The 19,261-nt window shown below is 68.4% G+C and carries 14 protein-coding genes; 4 read left to right on the plus strand and 10 right to left on the minus strand.

Features of this window, described 5'->3' with window-relative positions:
* Positions 1-18 precede the first annotated feature (18 nt).
* From AC3A56_RS10700 to AC3A56_RS10720, 5 genes are all read right to left on the minus strand, one after another.
* Positions 19-2,208: a 4Fe-4S binding protein gene (locus AC3A56_RS10700; protein WP_487770315.1), complete on the minus strand. Its 2,190-nt coding sequence runs from the start codon at positions 2,206-2,208 to the stop codon at positions 19-21.
* A complete protein-coding gene (locus tag AC3A56_RS10705) occupies positions 2,208-3,275 on the minus strand; it encodes an FAD:protein FMN transferase (protein WP_487770316.1) in 1,068 nt (355 codons plus the stop codon). The genes AC3A56_RS10700 and AC3A56_RS10705 overlap by 1 nt, the downstream gene beginning before the upstream one ends.
* Before the next feature lie 46 nt (positions 3,276-3,321).
* Positions 3,322-4,398 carry an NAD(P)/FAD-dependent oxidoreductase gene (locus AC3A56_RS10710; protein WP_487770317.1) on the minus strand — a complete coding sequence of 359 codons (1,077 nt, stop codon included), beginning with the start codon at positions 4,396-4,398 and terminating at the stop codon, positions 3,322-3,324.
* Between the two features lie 181 nt (positions 4,399-4,579).
* Positions 4,580-6,997 (minus strand): penicillin acylase family protein, encoded by a 2,418-nt coding sequence (locus tag AC3A56_RS10715; RefSeq protein ID WP_487770318.1) that lies wholly within the window; start codon positions 6,995-6,997, stop codon positions 4,580-4,582.
* Entirely contained in the window at positions 6,994-7,809 is an 816-nt protein-coding gene (locus AC3A56_RS10720) for a phosphodiester glycosidase family protein (RefSeq protein WP_487770319.1), read from the minus strand. Before AC3A56_RS10720 ends, AC3A56_RS10715 begins: the two co-directional genes overlap by 4 nt.
* A 97-nt stretch (positions 7,810-7,906) precedes the next feature.
* Between AC3A56_RS10720 and AC3A56_RS10725 the strand changes: the two genes are divergently transcribed.
* On the plus strand, positions 7,907-8,395 hold the full coding sequence (locus tag AC3A56_RS10725) for an NUDIX hydrolase (RefSeq protein ID WP_487770320.1): 489 nt from the start codon (positions 7,907-7,909) through the stop codon (positions 8,393-8,395).
* Positions 8,392-8,787: an NUDIX hydrolase gene (locus tag AC3A56_RS10730; RefSeq protein ID WP_487770321.1), complete on the plus strand. Its 396-nt coding sequence runs from the start codon at positions 8,392-8,394 to the stop codon at positions 8,785-8,787. The genes AC3A56_RS10725 and AC3A56_RS10730 overlap by 4 nt, the downstream gene beginning before the upstream one ends.
* A 249-nt stretch (positions 8,788-9,036) precedes the next feature.
* Here AC3A56_RS10730 and AC3A56_RS10735 read toward each other — a convergent pair whose 3' ends face one another.
* The 5 genes from AC3A56_RS10735 to AC3A56_RS10755 form a co-directional block, all read right to left on the minus strand.
* Positions 9,037-10,455 (minus strand): M16 family metallopeptidase, encoded by a 1,419-nt coding sequence (locus AC3A56_RS10735; protein ID WP_235577848.1) that lies wholly within the window; start codon positions 10,453-10,455, stop codon positions 9,037-9,039.
* An 8-nt stretch (positions 10,456-10,463) separates the two neighbouring features.
* Positions 10,464-11,846 (minus strand): M16 family metallopeptidase, encoded by a 1,383-nt coding sequence (locus AC3A56_RS10740; RefSeq protein WP_056767705.1) that lies wholly within the window; start codon positions 11,844-11,846, stop codon positions 10,464-10,466.
* 100 nt (positions 11,847-11,946) lie between these two features.
* On the minus strand, positions 11,947-12,723 hold the full coding sequence (locus tag AC3A56_RS10745) for a lipoate--protein ligase family protein (RefSeq protein ID WP_056716361.1): 777 nt from the start codon (positions 12,721-12,723) through the stop codon (positions 11,947-11,949).
* Positions 12,720-13,010, minus strand: a complete 291-nt coding sequence (lplB, locus tag AC3A56_RS10750) for a lipoate-protein ligase small subunit (RefSeq protein ID WP_056716359.1) — start codon at positions 13,008-13,010, stop codon at positions 12,720-12,722. Before lplB ends, AC3A56_RS10745 begins: the two co-directional genes overlap by 4 nt.
* Positions 13,011-13,108: 98 nt before the next feature.
* On the minus strand, positions 13,109-15,169 hold the full coding sequence (locus AC3A56_RS10755; RefSeq protein WP_487770322.1) for a phytase: 2,061 nt from the start codon (positions 15,167-15,169) through the stop codon (positions 13,109-13,111).
* A gap of 259 nt (positions 15,170-15,428) precedes the next feature.
* Between AC3A56_RS10755 and AC3A56_RS10760 the strand changes: the two genes are divergently transcribed.
* Positions 15,429-17,834: a TonB-dependent receptor plug domain-containing protein gene (locus tag AC3A56_RS10760; RefSeq protein ID WP_162253809.1), complete on the plus strand. Its 2,406-nt coding sequence runs from the start codon at positions 15,429-15,431 to the stop codon at positions 17,832-17,834.
* Positions 17,835-17,937: 103 nt separating this feature from the next.
* On the plus strand, positions 17,938-19,257 hold the full coding sequence (locus AC3A56_RS10765) for a histidine-type phosphatase (protein ID WP_487770323.1): 1,320 nt from the start codon (positions 17,938-17,940) through the stop codon (positions 19,255-19,257).
* Positions 19,258-19,261: the final 4 nt, after the last annotated feature.

Genomic DNA, 19,261 nt, shown 5'->3' on the forward strand with positions numbered 1-19,261 from the left:
GAGGCAGGTGACGTGGGATCAGTCGGCGACGGGCGCCGGCTCTCGGGTTTCCGGCGCGTTCGCCGGGGTAATCAGCGCGATCGGCGTGGGCAATGGCCGTGCGGCGCGTTCGCGCTTCTTGCGTTGCTGCACCATCGGCGGGCACTTGTGGTCGTTGACGCGGGTGACCTGGCAGTCCAGGCAGTAATGGCATTCGTTGAAGTCGATGCGGCCATCCGCGTGGATCGCCTTGACCTCGCACTCGTTGGCGCAGACCTGGCAGGGGCTGCCGCACTCCGGCCGCCGGCGCAGCCATTCGAACAATCGCCAGCGTCCGGACACCGCCAGCCCGGCACCCAGCGGGCACACGTAGCGGCAGTAGAACTTGTGGTTGAACGCGGAGATGCCGACCAGCAGCACCGCGTAGAGCACGTAACTCCAGGAGCGCGCGAAGTGCAGCGTGAACGTGGTCTTGAACGGCTCGATCTCGGCGTAGTGCTCGGCCGTGTTGAGCGACTGCAACGACATGCCGAACAGCACCAGCAGGATGACGTACTTGAGCGCCCACAACCGCTCGTGCACCACGCGCGGGAACTCGAACTGCGGCACGTGCAGCCGCTTGGCCGCCTTGTTCACCAGCACCTGCAGCGCACCGAACGGGCACAGCCAGCCGCAGTACACGCCGCGCCCGAGCAGCAGCAAGGTGGCGGCGACGAACACCCACAGGATGAAGATCATCGGATCCATCAGGAAGGTCTCCCAATGGAAGCCGTGCAGCAGCGACTGGATGAAGGTGAAGATGTTCACCACCGACAACTGCGCCAGCCCGTGCCAGCCGATGAACACCAGGGTGTAGATCAGGAAACCCGTGCGCACGCGTTCGAGCCACACCGGGTACTTCACTATCCAGTCCTGGAACAGCAGGATCAACGTGAGCACGGTCAGCCCGGCCAGCAACACGGCGATGTCGATGCGCCGGCCGTACCAGATCTTCTGCCACAGCGCGGCGTTGGCCGGCAGCGCGCTGGACTGCGACTCGGCGCTGCTCTGCGGCCTTGTGGTGTAGCCGGCCGGCATGCGGTAGTCGCGGGTGAAAGTGTGATAGATGCTCTGCAGCGGGCCGACCTGGCGGTTCACCATCAGCTGCAGCGTCCACGGCCGGGTCGCATCGAAACCGCTGCCGCCGTTGCGCACGATGAAGATCGCCTGCTCGGCGAAGGCCGGCTTGCCGCGCAGCGGGGTGTCGTTCAACGGCACCAGGTCGGTGTCCTTGAACAGCACCAGCTTGCCGTCCTGCAGCACGTGCACGCGGTCGAAAATGCCGCCGCGCACGTAGCCCACGCCCTTGAACGAATAGATGCCGTTGGCCATCACCGCGATCGCCGAATCGCCGGGCTTGAGCTGCTTCATCAGGTCGGCGTGGGCGCTGGCGCCGAGCAGGTTGCGGCCCACCGTGGGCGGGGTGACGTCGGTGAAGTACAGGTCGATGAAGACATCCCCCTCGTGGCCGGGCGCCGGCGCGGTGGGGTCGTCGACCAGGCCGCTCTCGGGCTGGCCCCTGAAGGCGTCGGAGATCGCCTGGCGCTTGAGCTGCAGGTGGCCGATCGCGCCGTTGCCGGTCAGCGTGTCCCAGTCGGCCGGCTGGTAGTAGTCGGTGCGCACGGCGGCGGCTTTGGCGTCGGTGTCGGTGGCGCCGGCGATCAGCTTGCGCGAGGCGGCCACCTTCAGCGCCGAGTTCATGATCGTCTCGTTGACCACCATCGAGGTCACCGTGGCGCTGCTGATCGCGTCGATGCGCACGCTGCCGCTGGCACCGCCGCCGACCACGATCTGGTCGTCCACGCGATGGCCGATGTAGCGCGCCACGAAGTCGTACAGCTTCTGCACCGGGATGCCGACCAGCAGGATCGGCTCGTGCTGCTCCAGCACACGCGCATCGCGGATGCTGCCGTCGGTGCCGATCGACACCAGCAGGTTGATCGGCGCGCCCGAGTACGCCGGCACCGGCGCCACCATCACGGTCTCGAACACGTAGCCGATGATCTTGTCGCCCTGGTACACCGCGGCCGCCGGCGGCGTGCCCTCGATGTCGCCGTAGCGGGTGGCCTGCGGGAACACCTCGTGCAACTGCGGGTGCTTCGCATCGACGCCGGCCAGCGTCGCGGGCGCCAGCACCAGCAGGCACAGCGCCAACAGCATGCGGGTGACGAGGGAACGCGGCATGCGCATCACACCCGCTCCGCCGTGCCGGCAATCAGCGGCAGTTCGCGCGAGCGCCAGCGCTGCCCGCCGGTGCGCGAGAACGCCAGCCACTGCTGATCCTGCGCGTCCATCAGCGCGGACAGCCGCGGCAGCTCCAGCGAGAACGCCGCCGTGCTCATGCCGTCGGCCAGCACCGAGCGCTGCGCCATCACGGTGACGCTGGAATAGTTTTGCGGCGACCAGCCGGTGCGCGGGTTGACGATGTGGAACAGGCGCCGGTCGGCGGAGAAGAACACGCGGTAGTTGCCCGAGGTCGACAGCGCCGCGTTGCGCAGCTGCAGCACCGCCGCCACGCGGCTGACGTCGCGCGGATCGACGATGCCGACGTTCCAGTGCCGCTGCGGGTCATTGCCGCTGATCGCGTGGATGTCGCCACCGGCGTCGATCAGGGCGTACTCGATGCCGGCGCCGCGCAGCGCGGCGATGCCCTGGTCGACCACGTGGCCCTTGGCGATACCGTCCAGCGTGACGGCCATGCCCGGCCGCAGCAGCCGCGCGCCGCGCGCATCGAGTGCGAGGTCGCGGTAACCGACCAGTGCATCGCGGTTTTCGGCCACATGCTGCTCATGCGCGTCGGTGGCCGCCGTGCCGCGCAGCGTTTCGAAGTAGCGCAGCACCGGCAGCACGGTCGGATCGAACGCGCCGTCGGTCAGTCGCGACAGCGACAACGCCTGGCGCAACACCGCGTCCAGCTGCGTGGGCACCTGCACGAGCTGGCCGTCGCGGTTCAACCGCGCCAGCGGGCTGGCCGGATCGAAGCGGGTCAGCTGCGCGGCGGTCGCCGACATGCGCGCGAACGCCGCCTCGATCGCCGCGCCGGCCGCCTGCACGTCGTCGGCCAGGCAGGTCACCGCTACCGAGGTCTGCATCAGCGTGCGTTCGCGGCGCACCTGCCACAGGTTCTGCTTGCGCTTGAGCACCGCCCAGCCGCCGCCAGCCAGCAGGCCGCCGGCGATGGCGAGCTGGCCGGCCTGCTTCAGCCAGCGCCGGCGTTCGGGCGAGCGCAGGTCGTCGGGGGCGGAGGGACGGGGCATGGGGTGTCTCCCGGAATGTGTGGTTGAACGCGTGCGATGGGCGAGGTCAGGCAGCAGCAGTCGCGTGTGATGGTGGCTCGGTGACGACGGCATCGCGCTCGGCGTCGCGCACGCCCAGGCGCCGCTGCAGGGCCGGGCTGGTGGTCGTGTACTGCAGGTTCACCTTGTCGCCGGGGTGCAGGTGCGCGTGCACGGCGAAGGCGCACAGCGCACTTTCGTGGAAGCCCGACAGGATCAGCTTCTTCTTGCCCGGGTAGGTGTTGATGTCGCCCACCGCGAAGATGCCGGGTACGGAGGTCTGGAAGGTTGCCGGGTCCACCACCAGTTGCTGGCGTTCCAGCGCCAGCCCCCACTCGGCGATCGGCCCCAGCGCCGGGTGCATGCCCCAGAACACCAGCAGATGCGCAGCCTCGATACGCTGGACCATGCCGCTGCGCGTGCGCACGCGTACCTGCGCCAGCGCGTCGTCCGCCGTTTCCACGCCGACGATGTCGCCCTCGCACAGCTGCATGCGCCCCTCGTCGCACAAGGCCTGCATGCGCGCCACGCTGGCCGGCGCCGCGCGGAAGGTCGGCGAGCGGTGCACCAGCACCACGCTGCGCGCGCGCTCGACCAGGGTCAGCGCCCAGTCCAGCGCCGCGTCGCCGCCGCCGGCGATCACGATGTCCTGGTCGTCGAACAGCGCTGGCTGGGTCACCTTGTAGTGCAGCGTGCGGCCCACCAGTGGCGCCGCTTCCGCCAGGTTCAGCGTGCGCGGCGCGAACGCGCCCAGGCCGCCGGCGATGATCACCGCACCCGCGTCGAACACGAGCCCGCCGCTGGTTTGCAGCCGGAAGCGACCGTCCGGCATGTGCTCCAGCGCGGTGACGGTGTGGCCCAGGTGGAACTGCGGCGCGAACGGCCGGATCTGCTGCTTCAGCCGCTCGATCAACTCGCGCCCGCTGCATACCAGCACGGCCGGGATGTCGTAGATCGGCTTGTCCGGATACAGCTCGATGCACTGGCCGCCGGCCTGCGGCACCGAATCGATCACGTGCGCGGCGAGCCCGAGCAGGCCCAGCTCGAAAACCTGGAACAGGCCGACCGGGCCAGCGCCGATGATGACGGTGTCGCAACTGATCATGGACCGGATCCGCCGTGTGAACGGTGCGGATCATGCGCGTGTGCGGGTGCGGTGCTTTTGACTTCGGTCAGATTCGGCCGGGCGGTTCATGTGGTCGAATGACGCATGACGTCACTGGCTGCAGCCACGGCTTCCGTGGCCACAGCCAGCGCATCGGAATCTTCCGCGGGACGGAGGCTTCTCAGCGCGTCGGCGCGGGCGGCTGCAGGATCAGCGTGTGCACGGTGGCGCCGGGCAGCAACGGCGTGGGTCGTCCCGCGACCCAGTCTTCGTGGCCCGCGCCGAAATACGGCGACAGCGGGTGGTCGCTCTGGCCGCCGGGCATGTTGAGGATGGCGTCGGCTTCGTGGCCGGGCGCGACGTCCAGGTGCTCGGATGCGCCGAAGCCGGGCGCGGCGACGTGGGGCATGTTGTTGTCGCCGGGAATCGGCTCATCGGGCATGTCGATGTGGCGGCCCAGCCAGCGCGGCAACGCGGCGGAGAGCGGGTGGCGGATGTCGGCGCGGTTGCGCTCGCCCCAGCTGCGTGCGGCGAGGCCGCCGGGTTGCCGGCCGAGTTCGGTCGTCACCTGTTTCGCGGCGTCGACGAGCAGGGCGCGCCAGTTGGGATATCGCGGGTCGAGCAGTTGCGGCGGCCGCGCCTGGATCAGCGTCCACACGGCGGCTTCGGCGCTGTTTTCGCCGGGCCAGCTGAAGTCTGGGTAACGCTGTTTGACGCGGGCGGCGAACGGCGCCAGCACGGCCTCGCTGACCTGGTTGCGGAACGCGCGTACCAGCCGGTAGTCGACGCTGTCCACCGCGGCGCGGCCGCGCCAAGTGGCGGTGAGCTGGCGCAGTTGCTGCAGCGCCGGGTCGGTGCTGCCGGCCAGGGTGTCCTGCAGCAGGCGCTGCCAGCGCGCGAGGAACACCGCGCGGTTGTCCAGCTGGATGTCGAGCAGGTTGCCCGGGGTGAAACTGGGGCGGGCGCGCAAGTCGTCGCGGATCTGCTGGGCGCGGGCTCCGAGGTCGTGGCCGCCGTTGCCGAGCAGGGCCAGCGCGTCGCCGTCGACGGTGCGGTTGTTGGCCGTCCACAGTCGCCCATCGGCGGGATTCTCGATGCGTGGGTAACGCTCGGCTGCGGCCCAGCCCTGCCAGCCACTAGCGGGTTTCGACCAGTCCGACGGCAGCAGCGGGTCGATCCCCGCGCGCAGCGGGACGCTGTTGCCGGCGAGGGTCCAGCCGATGTTGCCGTGGCTGTCGGCGACCAGCAGGTTCTGCGGCGGCATGCCGAGATGCGGCGCGAGGTCCAGCGCCGCAGCCACGTCGGGCGTGTGCTCCAGTTGCATCAGGTCGAGGTTGTAGCCGTGCGGCCGGCCGGCGATCCACGCCAGCGCCAGCGGCGTGCCGTCGGCGTCCTGGCCCATGATCGGGCCCCAGCGGGTGTCCTCGACCTTGAGGATGGTGTCGGGCCGACCCTTGACCTGGATGTGCTCGTCGTGGGTCTCGATGTTCGCCCAGCCGTCGGGCACCTTGTAGCGGCTGGCATCGTGCGGATCGCGCAGCACGCGTACCCAGTCCTGCCAGTCGCCGTAGCTGTTGGTGAAGCCCCAGGCGATCTGGCCGTTGGAGCCGACGATGACCGCCGGCGTGCCGGGCAGGCTGACGCCGTTGACGTCGCGCTGGCCGTTCGGCGCGCCGGGGTCGGGATAGCGCAGGCGGGTGCGGAACCAGATGTTCGGCACGCGCAGGCCCAGGTGCATGTCGTTGGCCAGCATCGCCGCGCCGTTGCCGGTGAGCGTGCCGGCCACGGCGAAGTTGTTGCTGCCGGGGCGCGGTGCATCCAGCGCCGGTGCTAGCGCGGCGGCCAGCGTCGTCGACGCTGCGCCCGGTGCAAGCTGGCGCAGGTCGAACACGCTGGCGGCGGGCAGCACCGGCGTGCGCGACAGCCGGCCGCTCAGCGGCGCCTCCCAGTCGGGGTCGGGCGCGAGCAGGAAATCCACCAGCGAACCGGGCAGCACCGCGCGCATCTGCGCCATGCGCAGCTCGCGTTCGTTGCGGCCGTCGCTGTTGAGGTCCAGGTACATCGCGGCGATCACCAGCGCGCTGTCTTCCGAGCGCCACGGTTGCGGCTGGCTGCCCAGCAGCAGGTATTCCCATGGCTTCACCCGCAGGTCGGCCAGGCCGGCGTTGACGCCGTCGCGGTAGCGGTCGAGTTCGTGCTTCGCGGCAGGAGCCATCTGCGCATAGGCGGCCTCGACCACGGCGCGCAGCCGATGGCGACGGTGGTTGAGGTCGACCTTCAGCGCGGCCGGCCCGACCAGCGCGGACAGTTCGCCGGCGCTCATGCGGCGCATCAGGTCCATCGCGAAGAAGCGCTCCTGTGCGTGCACGTAGCCCAGTGCATAGCTGATGTCGGTGCGATTCTTCCCCTCGATGGTGACCGTACCCAGCGCATCGCGACGGATGCTGACCGGAGCGGACAGGCCGGTGGTCTGGCGCGTGCCGTCGAGCCGGGCGCGGCTGCCGGCGAACAGGTACCAGCCGACGAGGAAGGCGGCCAGCAGCAGCGCCAGCAGGCTCGGCAGCGCGATGCGCAGGATGCGGCGACGACGCGTCGTCATGGCTTGGCGAACACCGCGAAGATGCCCGCGTACGGCTTGACCATGAAGGCCGGCGCGCCGGCGTAGCCTTCGCCGTCCACGTACAGCTGCGAGATGCTGCCATCGAGGTACAGCGCGTCGCGGCAGCCCAGCTTGTCGCGGAACAGCCGTCCAAACGTATGGAAGTTCACCGGCGCCTCGCTCACGGCAAAGACCACTTCGGTCGGGGTTTTCACGCAGACGCCGCTGCGCCATTTCAGGCTGGAGGAATCGTCGACGAACTGCTCGTTGAGCTTGCCGTCGATCAGCAGCATCGGGCCGGACTGGGTGGCCCACTTCGCGCTCTTGCCGTCGGCCTTGAACGCGGCGCTGGTGCGCACCGCGGCGTGGCCGTCCGGATAGACCGCGAACACGCCGTTCGGCAGCAGCGAGAAATTGCCCGAGGCCGGGTTGCCGTGGGCCAGGTTCAGCGGCACCACGGTCTTGCCGTTTTCCACGTACAGGCCGAGCGGCGCGAACTTGTGGTCGTAGATGCCGGCATTGGCGGCGAACAGCAGGTGCCGGCCGTGCTGCTCGCCCCACTGGCGCAGCGTCTCGATGCTGCTGAAGGGCTGGCCGCTCTGCGGGTCGCGCCAGTGCAGGGACAGGCTCTCGCGCCTGAGGTCGACATGCACGATCCGGTAGTTCTGTCCTTCGAAGGCGATCTCGCCGCTGGCCAGTGCCTGCGCCGTGGGCGCGCAACCGGGCGCGCCGAACAGCAGCAACACGGGCAACAGCGCGCGCTGCCATCGGGAATGGCGGGGGCGGGGGGGAAGCGGGGGAGAAGAAGCCATGCGTCGATGGTCGCCGCCCTGCGTTGCGCGTGCAAGTCCGCCGCCTGCGCCGGAGCCCGGCTGCCGTTAAACTTGCGCTTTTCCCCGGTACTCGCCCATGCCCTATATGCCGATAGTGGCAACCCTCGGTTACGTGTTGTCGCCCGATCGCAGCGAAGTGCTGATGATCCATCGCAACGCCCGTCCGGACGACCAGCACCTGGGCAAGTACAACGGCCTGGGCGGCAAGATGGAACCGGGCGAGGACATCGCCGCCTGCATGCAGCGCGAGATCCTGGAGGAGGCCGGCATCACCTGCGAGTCGATGCAGTTGCGCGGCACGCTGAACTGGCCCGGCTTCGGCAAGCATGGCGAGGACTGGCTCGGCTTCATCTTCGTGATCGACCGCTACGCGGGCACGCCGTTCATGGTCAATCCCGAAGGCACCCTGGAATGGGTCGCGCTGGAGCGCCTGCTGACCCTGCCGATGTGGGAAGGCGACCGCCACTTCCTGCCGCTGGTGTTCGACGCCGACCCGCGTCCGTTCCACGGCGTGATGCCATACAAGGACGGCCGCATGCAGTCGTGGTCGTACACCCGGCTGTGAGTGCGGAACCGGTCATCCGCATTGTCGCTGCAGTGATCCGCGATGCGGCGGGGCGCAGCCTGCTGGTGCGCAAGCACGGCGCCACGGTGTTCCAGCAACCCGGCGGCAAGCGCGATCCGGGCGACCTCGACGAACTGGCCACGCTGGCCCGCGAGCTGCGCGAGGAACTGGGTTGCGAACTGCTGCGCGACTCGGCCCGCCTGCTGTGTCATTGTCGCGCGCCGGCGGCAAACGAGCCCGGCCACGTGGTCGAGGCGGCCGTCTACGCGGTGGCAGTGCGCGGCACGATCACGGCCCAGGCGGAGATCGCCGAACTGCGCTGGATCGATCCGGCCCGGCCCGACGTGCCGGTGGCGCAGCTCAGCCGCGAGCACATCCTGCCGCTGTTGTGAGCTTGGTTCTTGTATGGGTAGGGCCGGGCGCGCGGCCTTGCTCCCTCCCCTGCGTGCAGGGGAGGGCCGGGGTGGGGTCGCTCTTCGCCGCAAAGTCAAAAGCCACCCCCTCCTGACCTCCCCCTGCTGCGCAGGGGGAGGGATCGAGCGTGCGGTTTTGCTCCTACCCTGTCATGCAGGAGAAGGGCGCGAATGCGCGTCCTTGCTCCCTCCCCTGCGTGCAGGGGAGGGCCGGGGTGGGGTCGCTCTTCAGGGCTTGAACGCCGCAAACGTCCCGTACGGCTTCAGCTGCGCATCGATCGCCTTGGGGTCGCCAACGATCACGATGCTCTGATCCTTCGCGGCGAAATACTTGCGGCCCATCGCCTGCACCTGCGCGGCGGTGACCTTGTTCGCCTCGGCCACGTAGCTGCCGAGGAAACTCGGCGGCAGGCCGTCCACCCAGTAGTTCGCCAGCGTGCCGGTCAGCGAGCCCTGGATCTGGTTGCGCAGCAGGTAGATGCCGCCGACCAGGCGCTTGGCGCCGTTGAGTTCTTCCGCACTGGCCGGCTGGCTGGCCATGCTGTCGAACAGCCTGGATAGTTCGGCCAGGGTGGCGCCGGTGACCTCGTTGCGCACGTCGACGGTGGCCACTGTGCTGCCGCCCACGCGGCTGGCGCTGAAGCGCGACCACGGACTGTACGAGTAGCCCTTGTCCTCGCGGATGTCCTGGGTGATGCGGCTGGTGAAGCCGCCGCCCAGGATGGTGTTGGCCACGGTCAGCGGGATGTAGTCCGGGTCGCTGGCGGGGACGGCTGGACGGCCATAACGGATGTTGCTCTGCACGGCGCCGTCGCGTGCCACCAGCAGCCGCTGGGGCGCTGCTTCACGCGGTGCCGGCGCAGTGTCGGGCAGGGCCTTGCCGTCGGCCTTCCAGCTGCCGAACTGTTGTTCGGCCAGCTTGAACGCCGCGTCCGCGTCGATGCGCCCGACGATCACCAGTAGGGCACGATCGGGCCGGAAGCGGGCGTCGTGCAGCGCGCGCAGCGAGTCGCTGGAGGTGGCCTGCACGGTGGCTTCGACCAGCGAATCGCGCGCGTACGGATGATCGCCGTAGACCGCGTGGCTGAAGGCACGGCCTGCCTGCCAGTCCGGGTCGGCTTCCTGCACCTTCAGGCCCTGCAGCGCATTGGCTTTCGCCAGGGCGACTTCGTTGGCCGGGAAGCTCGGGTGCAGCGCGGTGTCCGCCACCAGCGCCAGCAACTGCGAAGCGTGCGAGGCCAGCGCGCTGGCGCGGATGCCGATCGCATCGTCGTCGGCGCCGGCGCCGTAGTCGCCGCCGATCGCCTGCAGTGCCTCGGCGATGTCGCGCGAGCTGCGGCTGGCGGTGCCTTCGTCGAGCAGGCGCGCCATCATCTGCGACATCGCCGGCGTGGCGGCGGCGTCGGCCGCGGTGCCGCCGAGCACGGACAGCGCCACGTTGACCTTGGGCAGGCCCTCGCGCGGCACCACCCACACGGTGAGCCCGTTCGGCAGGGTGCGCTGGGCGATCTGCGGCACCGGCAGCGGCTTGTCCGGGCCGTAGGCGGGCAGGTCCTTCGGCAACGCGGTGGTGGAGGCCTGCGCCATGCCGGCCAGTGCCAGGCCAAGCGCGATGGCGAGCGTCCTGAATGTCATCTTCGTCTTCATGGCGGTCCTCACTTGGCGGTCTTGGTGGCGGGAGCGGCAGCAGCGGCCGGGCGGCGCACGATCACGCTGCGGTTGGCGTCGGTGAGATAGGCGCGGGCCACGCGCCTGATGTCATCCGAACTCACCGCCTCGATCCAGCCCGGCATCCGGTTGGCCACGTTGGCGTCGCCCCACAAGGTCTGCAGCTTGGCCAGCGTGTCGGCGCGGCCGAGGAAGGACTCCAGCCCGCCGTACCAGTCCGACAGCATCTTGGTCTTCAGCCGCGCCAGGGTCGCGTCGTCGACGCCGTCGCTGGCGACCTTGCCGATCTCCTCGTCGATCGCGGCCAGCACCTGGTCCGGCGTGGCGTTGGGCTTGTACAGCGCGAACATTCCCAACAGGGTCGGCCCGGCGTAGTCGCTGCCGTCGCCGAGCGGGAAGTTCACGCCGCCGTTGATGTTGAGCAGCAGCTCGCGGCCCTTGACCAGGCCCTGGTAGAAGCGCGAGGCGTCGTCGCCCACCAGCAGCTGCGACAGCACCATCATCGGCACCTGGTCCCTGCTGCCGCGGGCCGGCATCTTCCAGCCGATCGCCAGCGCCGGCACCTTGGCCAGCGCGTCGGTCTGCTCTTCGTGGCGCGGCTTGGTGTTCAGCGGCTCGGTGACGTCGGGACGCTGCGGCAACGCGCGGGCGGGCAGCTGGCCGAAGTATTTCTGCGCCAGCGCGAAGGCCTGCGCCGGGGTGACGTCGCCGGCGATGCCGAGCACCGCATTGGCCGGCTGGTAGAAGGTGTCGTGGAAGGTCTTCACGTCGGCGATGCTGGCGTGGTCCAGGTCCTTGAACGAGCCGTAGCCGTCGTGGTTGTTGGCCCACTTGTCGAACGCGAGACGGTTGAGATCGGTCCAGTAGAACAGGCCATAGGGCTGGTTCTTCACGTTGACGCGGATCTCTTCCTTCACCACGTTCTGCTGGTTGGCCAGGTTCTTCGCGCTGAAGTCCAGCGACTTCATGCGGTCCGCCTCCATCCACAGGATCGGCGCCAGCGCGGACGAGGGTGCCGACGCGATATAGTTGGTGTAGTCGGCGCGGGTGGAGCCGTTGAACACGCCGCCGCCACCCTGGATCACCCGCTCGAAGGTGCCCTTGGGTGCGTCCGGCGTGCCCTCGAACATCAGGTGCTCGAACAGGTGGGCGAAGCCGGTGCGATTCTGCGGCTCCAGCCGCATGCCGACGTGGTAGACCATGCTGATGCCGACGGTGGGCGAGCTGTGGTCTTCGGAGACCACCACGGTGAGGCCGTTGTCGAGTTTCTTCACCGCGACCGGGAGCTTCCAGGTGTCGGTGTCGGCGGCGTGGGCGGCGAAGGCCAGGCAGAGCCCGGCGACCAGGACGGATAGTCGTGAAGCACGCATCTACTTCTCCTTGTCAGCGCGAACGGAAGCCCGATCCTCTGCCTCGCGAACCGCGGCTGACAAGTGACGAATGGCAGGTATGGCCCTGCCGCGCAGCTGCTCAGGCCACGTCGGCCGTCCATTCGCGGCTGCCGAACTTGGACTGCGCCAGGGTCTCGGCCTGGGTCAGTTCATCCATCCGCAGCATGCCGTCGCCGAGGCCGTGCAGTCGGCGGAAGGTGGCGATCATGTGCTCGATCACCGCCTCGCGGGGCAGGCCGGTCTGGCTGCGCAGCGGATCGACCCGCTTGGCCGCGCTGGTGGTGCCCTTGTCGGACAGTTTCTCGCGGCCGATGCGCAACACGTCCAGCATCTTCGTCGCGTCGATGTCGTAGGCCATGGTGACGTGGTGCAGCACCGCGCCGCCGCGATGCACCTGGGCGGCGCCGGCGATCTTGCCGCCTTCGGAGGTGATGTCGTTGAGCGGCTGGTACCAGGCCTTGATGCCCAGCTCGGCCAGCGCTTCGAGCACCCATTCGTCGAGGAAGGCGTAGGCCTCCTGGAACGACAGGTCCTTGACCAGCGACTTCGGCGCGTAGATCGAATAGGTGATGGTGTTGCCGGGCTCGATGAACATCGCGCCGCCGCCGGAAACCCGGCGCACCACCTCGATGCCGTGACGTTGTGCCGCCTCGGCGTCGACCTCGTTGCGCAGCGACTGGAAGCGGCCGATCACCACCGCGGGCGAAGCCCATTCCCAGATGCGCAGGGTGGGCGCGCGGCGGCCTGCACCGACCTCATGGGTCAGCACGTCGTCCAGCGCCATGTGCAGGGTGGGCGATTGCGGCGTGGTGTGGATCAGCTGCCAGTCGTGGTCGCGCCAGTCGGTGCGGATCATGCTGCAGATTCCTTGTGCAGGGCGCGGCGCACGGCGACCGCGATCGCCTCGGGCGAAATGCCGTACATCATCACGTCGCTGTCGAGCGGGCCGGCGATGGCGCGGGCCAGTTCCGCTTCCGTGGCCGCCGCGGGCTGGCCTTCCAGCGCGCGATTGATGAGGTCGAGCGCGCCGTCCGGCTCCAGGAAGAAGTCGCCGCTCAGCTGCACCTTGGCCAGGTGATCGCCATGCAACTCGAGGTCGATCACCACCAGCTTGCCGCCGGGCATCTTGTATTCGCCGTGCATGGGCGCGTTCCGCGTGTCGTCTGGACAGACGCGCAGTTTGCCTCGTTGGCGGCACCGATGCCAAAGACGGCGGCCTCAGGCCGCCGTCTTTGTGAGTTTCAGCGCATTTCCAGCTTCAGCGCCCGGGCGATCGACTCCCAGGGAACGTATTTGTAGTTCTGGTTCTGCGTGGGCAGCACGTTGCGGCCGTCCTGGGCGATCATCGCGCCGTGCTCGAAGCCGGGGCCGAGGTTGCGGCTGGTGACCTCCAGCCCGTCGGTCTCGGAGATGCCGTCGATGCCGCGGGCACCATCGGCCACCACGGCGAACGAACCCAGGTAGGCATGATCGCCCTCGCGGCGGTACACCGCGTAGGTGTTGTTGCCCTGGCTGGAAACCACGATGTAGCCGCGGCCGCCGCCCAGGTCGTAGATGCCGACGCCTTCGAGGTCGTCCCTGATCGCCTTGTTGCCGGCGACGCGGTCGATCGCCGTCATCGCGTTGCCGCCATCCGGTTCGGCGTCCATCTTCCACAAGGCCACGTCTTCCTCGCCGACGTAGAGCGCGCCGCTGGCATCGTCGGCGACGCAGCCCTCGGCCTGGCTGGCCATGCGGAACTCGCGCACCTGCTTGATGCGCACGCGGCCCTTGCCGGCGTCGAGCAATTCCCACTGGCGCATCAGGCCGTCGCCGGTGTTGATGAACACGTAGGTCTTCGCGCTCTTCGGGCTGCGATACATGCACAGTCCGTAGGGGTCATCCAGGCCGGTAGCCTGCACGCCGTCGGCGACGTCCACCAGTTCGCGCCGGTCGGGATCGAGCCGGTAGATCGCCACCGACTTGTGCGTGCGGTCGCTGGCGGTGACCAGGGTCACCTTGTCGCCGCCCAGCGGAAAGCCGTCGCGCAGGTCGGTGTTGTTCATCTTGCCGTCGGGACGGAACTGCACCACCTTGCCCTGCATGTCGTAGACGAACATGCCGGCTTTCTTGTCGGTGGCCACGATCAGGCTTTTTGCCGGATCGGTGGGATGCGCCCAGATCGCCGGGTCGTCGGCCGCGTCGCCGAAGCTCGCCACCGGCACGGTTTCCACCAGGGCGGTGACGGTTGCCAATGGCGGCTTCGCCGCTGCGCGCGGGTCCTGCGGCGTGCCCGGCTGCAGCTTGAGCGCGCGGGCGACGTCGGCCATCGACACGCCCTTGTGGTTGGCGCCGCCGTCCTCGTCGCTGATCATCAGCACGCCGTGGGGAAGCTTCGCGCCCAGCGCCACGCTGGTGGCGAACAGCGGGCCGGGACCGTCCAGCGGCTTGCCCTGTGCCGTGACGGCGAAGCTGCCCAGGTAGGCATCGTGATCGGCGCGGTCGTAGAGATTGATGCGTCCTTCGGACGTGTCCGCGGCGAGCAGCCACCGGCTGCCCTTGCCGCCGTCGTACAAGGCCACGCCCTCGACCTTCTTGCCGAGGTGGCCCAGTCGCGGCGCATCGACCAGGGTGGCGGACAGGTCGGCCTCGGGATTGCCGTCGAGGTGCCAGATGCCGACGGCCTGCTCGGCGACATACAGGTTGCCGTCGCCGTCGGCAGTGCACTGCTTCAGCTTGGAGGGAAGGCTGATCCGCCGCACCTGGCGTGCATCGAGCTTGCCGTCGGCGGTGGCGTAGATCATCTGCTGATCCACTTCGCCGCCGTCGCCCACTGCAACGGCGTAGAGCGCGTCGTCCAGCCGCTGGCGGAACAGGCACACGCCTTCGACCGCGAAGCCGAGCGGGATCGCGCGCGCGCCCGCTTCGACCGGCACGCCGCCGTCCATGGTGAACAGGCGCAGGCGGTTGCCGGTGGCGTCGACCGCGGCAAGCACCGTGCGCGGCTTGCCCGCGATCGGAAAGTCGTAGCTGACATCGACACCGGCCACTTCGCCGGCGGGCACGCTGGCCTGGCGCTGGCCATCGACGCCATAGACCTCCAGCCCGCCCAGCGCCGCGGTGGCGACCACGTGTGGCACCGCCGAAGGCGATGTGCCGGTGACGATCACGCTGGCGTCGGTCTTGCCGCTCCTGGTGGCCTGGGTCTGCAGGCTTGCCTGCACCACCGGTGCGGCGGCGTCGCGTGCGGCGGACTTGCCAGTTCCGGCTGCCGGCAGCAGGGCAAGCGATGTCGCGACGCTGTAAAGAAGCAGTGTTTTCATTCCCCTTTCTCCTCGGATGACCGCTGCGCCCGCGCGGTGTCTTGGCTGTCGTGCGGCCACCATACGGCATCAAAAACTTTTTTGCACTAAACATTCTAAACGTGTTGCATTTTAGAATCTTTGTTCGTATTCTCGGATTGCCAGCACTTCGCCGCGGGGGTCGCAGGGGGAGGGTGGCCAAATCTTTGGGGGTAGATGATCCATGCACACTTTTCGTCGAAATGCGTTGCAGGCGGCACTACTGTTGAGCGGTTGCGCCTTGGCTACGCCCAGCCTGGTGTTTGCGCAGGAGGCCGCCCAGCCGGCTACGGGCGTCCAGGCTGGCGGTGGCGATCAGGCCGCCGCGCAGGCGGATGAGAAGAAGAAACAGGAGGCCATCGACCTGCAGGCGATGGTGGTCACCGGCAACATCGGCTATCGCAGCCACATCGATGTGCCGGCGCCGGTGCTGGTGTACGACCAGCAGTTCTTCGCCAAGTTCGAGCCGGTCTCGGTGGGCGACCAGCTGCGTCGCGTACCGGGCGTGGCCTTCGTCGGCGACGTCGGCGAATCGGTGGCGCCGGAAATGCGCGGCCTGGGCAACGGCTATACGCAGATCCTGGTCAACGGCCGCGCCGTGCCCGGCATCGGCAATGACCGTTCGGTCGCCGTCGACCGCATCCCCGCCGAGATCATCGATCGCATCGAGATCGTCCGTTCGCCATCGGCCGACTTCGACAGCCAGGGCGTGGGCGGCACCATCAACATCATCCTCAAGGACGGCGCGACCTTGCCGCCCGGCGTCATCGTCCGCGTCGGCGAAACCTGGGACAAGAAGACCGGCCGGATCCGCCCGAATGCGGCCGTGTCCTGGTCCGGCCGCAACGACGCGAACACGGTGTTCTATTCGCTGACCGTGGATGCGCAGAAGCGCTTCAACGAGAAGCATGCGATCCAGGAAGTGGTCGACGGCGACACGGTCGGCTTCAGCGATGCGGTGGCCGCCGGCAGCAACGGTCGCGGCCTGCAGAGCTGGGACGACATCAGCAAGTCGCGGGCGACCGGGCGCGAAGAGCAGGGCGACGAGCGCGAGTCGAAGGACCTGTCCTTCAACGGCGACGTGACCTGGCGCATGTCCGATGTCTCCAGCCTGCGGCTGGACGCCTTCGCGATCAAGACCCGCCGCACCGAATACGAGAACACCCGGACCTACGAGGGCGATGGCAGTGTCGGCGGCCTCGACCTGGCCAATCCGGAACTGAAGTTCGAGAACACGCCGATCGACGAGGACAGCTACGGCCTGTCCGCGCTGTTCAACACCTCGTTCAACGACCGCACCGATTTCGAGGCCTACCTGGGCCGCAACAGCACCAAGGGCAGCGAGGTCAAGCACTACTTCAAGGACACGCCGGATACCCGGGACAAGAACAAGGGCACGGCGGCCGATGACAAGAACTGGATGGCTGATGCCTCCATCACGCGGCGCATGCCGGATCTTGCCAGCTCGATGGGTCTCGACGCGGCGACGCTGAAGGTGGGCGTGCAGGTCAAGAACAAGGACCGCACCTATACCGAATCGGAGCTCTCGGGCCTGAGCAAGTCGACCCAGAAGGGCACCGAAGGGCGGTTCGATTACAAGGAAGACCGCTTCGACACCTATGCCACGGTGGACTGGGAATTCAGCCCGACGTTCACCCTCACTACCGGCGTGCGCGGCGAAAAGACCCGGACGAAGCAGGACTACGTCACCACCAACTACGTCAACTACGTGCAGGACGCGCAGACCACCGGTCACGCCGACAGCCACGAGTTCATGCTCAACCCGTCGTCGCACCTGCAGTGGAAACTGACCGATGCCGACCAGCTGCGTTTCAGCGTGGCGCGCACCGTGCGTCGTCCCAGCGTCGAGCAGCTGGTGCCGTCGGTGACCCTGGAATCGCCGGGCGAGTGGGACGTGACGATCGGCAACCCGGACCTGAAGATGGAGCGCTCGCTGGGCTTCGACCTGGGTTACGAGCACAGCATCGGCAAGAGCGGCATCGTCGGCGTCAACCTGTTCCAGCGCAACATCTCCGACCTGATCGGCATGGTCCGCACCACGCGACCGGTCACCGATGCCGGCCAGGACCCGGACGATTTCCCCGGTGGCCTGTACACGTTCCAGAACATCGGCAGCGCCAAGGTCCGCGGCGTGGAGTTCGACATGTCGATGCCGCTGAGCGCGCTGGGCATGCCCAACACCGGCATCTTCGGCAACTACACCCGGCTGTTCTCCAAGCGGCTCAACCCGATCACCGGCCGCGACGTGACCGTCGACGACCAGCCGTCGTTCGTCTACAACGTCGGCGTGACCCAGGACATTCCCGCGTGGAAGGCCAGCTTCGGCGCCAGCTACCAGAAGCAGGGGCCGTCCTACCAGCACAATTCGCCCGGCGAAATGCAGAGCACGAGCTACGGCGGCAATCTGGAAGTGTTCCTGGAAAAGCGCCTCGGCAAGTCGTTCGTGCTGCGCCTGACCGGCAACAACCTGCTCGACTCGTGCAGCGAACAGCTGGAACAGGATTTCGCCGGTGACGACGCCACCGAGATGATGGCCAACAACCGGGCGTACAACGTCGACTTCATGGAGCTCGAGCGCGAGTGCTCGTCGCCACGCTGGTCGCTCACGCTGCGCGCCGTGTTCTGAGCCTTCGAATTCCGTCCCCACGGTGTCTGGCGGCGATCCTCTCCCCGGGATCGCCGTTTTTTTGAGCAACATGGCAAGGTCCGGTTTGCGAGGAGCAATGAACATGCAACTGAAGCACTCCAGAAATTCATCCGCGCTTGCGCTGAAGCTGCTCGCCGGCATTCCGCTGGCGGTGTTCTCGATGAGCATGGGCGGGTGTACGCGCGCATCGGACGCGCAGTCGTCCACGCCGGCGTCAGCCGCGACATCGGCCGTCGCGCAGCCAGTCGAACTGAAGCTGCAACGGGTGGTGATGCTGATGCGCCACGGCGTCAGGCCGCCGACCAAGCAGCAAGTCACGCCGGCCGGCACCAATCCGTCGCCGTGGCCGCAATGGGACGTCGACTTCGGCGAGCTGACCGGGCACGGCCGCGATGCGGTGCGCCTGCTCGGCCAGTGGGATCGCATCAACTGGGCCGCCCGCGGCCTGCTGCCGGCCACCGGCTGTCCGGCGAACGGAGACGTCGAGGTCGCCGCCAGCGCGAAGTCGCGCACCCAGGCCACCGCACGGGCACTGGTCGAAGGCATGGCTCCCGATTGCGGCATCAACGTCGCGTTCCCGGCCGACAAGCGCGACGACGTGGAATTCCATCCGCTGGATACGCGGGCGGTGGCGATCGATGCCGATGCCGCGCTGAAGGCCGTGCAGGCGCTGATGCCTGCCGGTGGCATGGCGGCGGAAGTGCAGGCGCAGGCGCCGTTGTTCGCCCTGCTCAACCAGGCGATGGGCTGCGCGCCCGCCGCAGCTTGCGACATCTCGAAGATGCCGGCCGGGCTGGAGCACAAGGACGGTGATCGCCCCGGCGTGGGCAATCCGTTCGGCGTCGCCTCCACCGCCAGCCAGACCTTCCTGCTCGAATACCTCGAAGGGAAGCCGATGAAGGACGTCGCCTGGGGGCACCTCACCCGTGAGCAGATTTCCACCCTGCTGAAATTCCACGCGCTGAAATTCCGCTACGAAGGCCGCGCGCCCTACGTGGCGGCACGCGCCGCCACGCCGCTGGCCGCGCGCATGCTGGCGGCGGTGGAACACGGCGCGAAGCTGACGGTGCTGGTGGGACACGACACCAACATTGCCGACCTGGGCGGCATGCTCGACCTGCACTGGCAGGTGCCCAGCTATCCCAGCGACGATCCGCCGCCGGGCGGCGCGATCGGTTTCGAGGTGCTGGCCGATCCGCAGGGCGCGCAGTTCGTCCGTGCGTTCTACCGCTCGCAGACGATGGACCAGGTGCGCGAACTGCAGAAGCTCGACGCCGGCAATCCGGCCTCGTACCAGTACATCCCGATTCCGGGTTGCGCGGAGCGCTGCCCGCTGGCGGACTTCGAGAAGATCGTGAAGGACAAGCTGGTGCCGGTGCTGCGCCGGCCCGTGCTGCCCTGATCAA

It is taken from the genome of Rhodanobacter sp. Soil_C_14, from assembly GCF_057657335.1.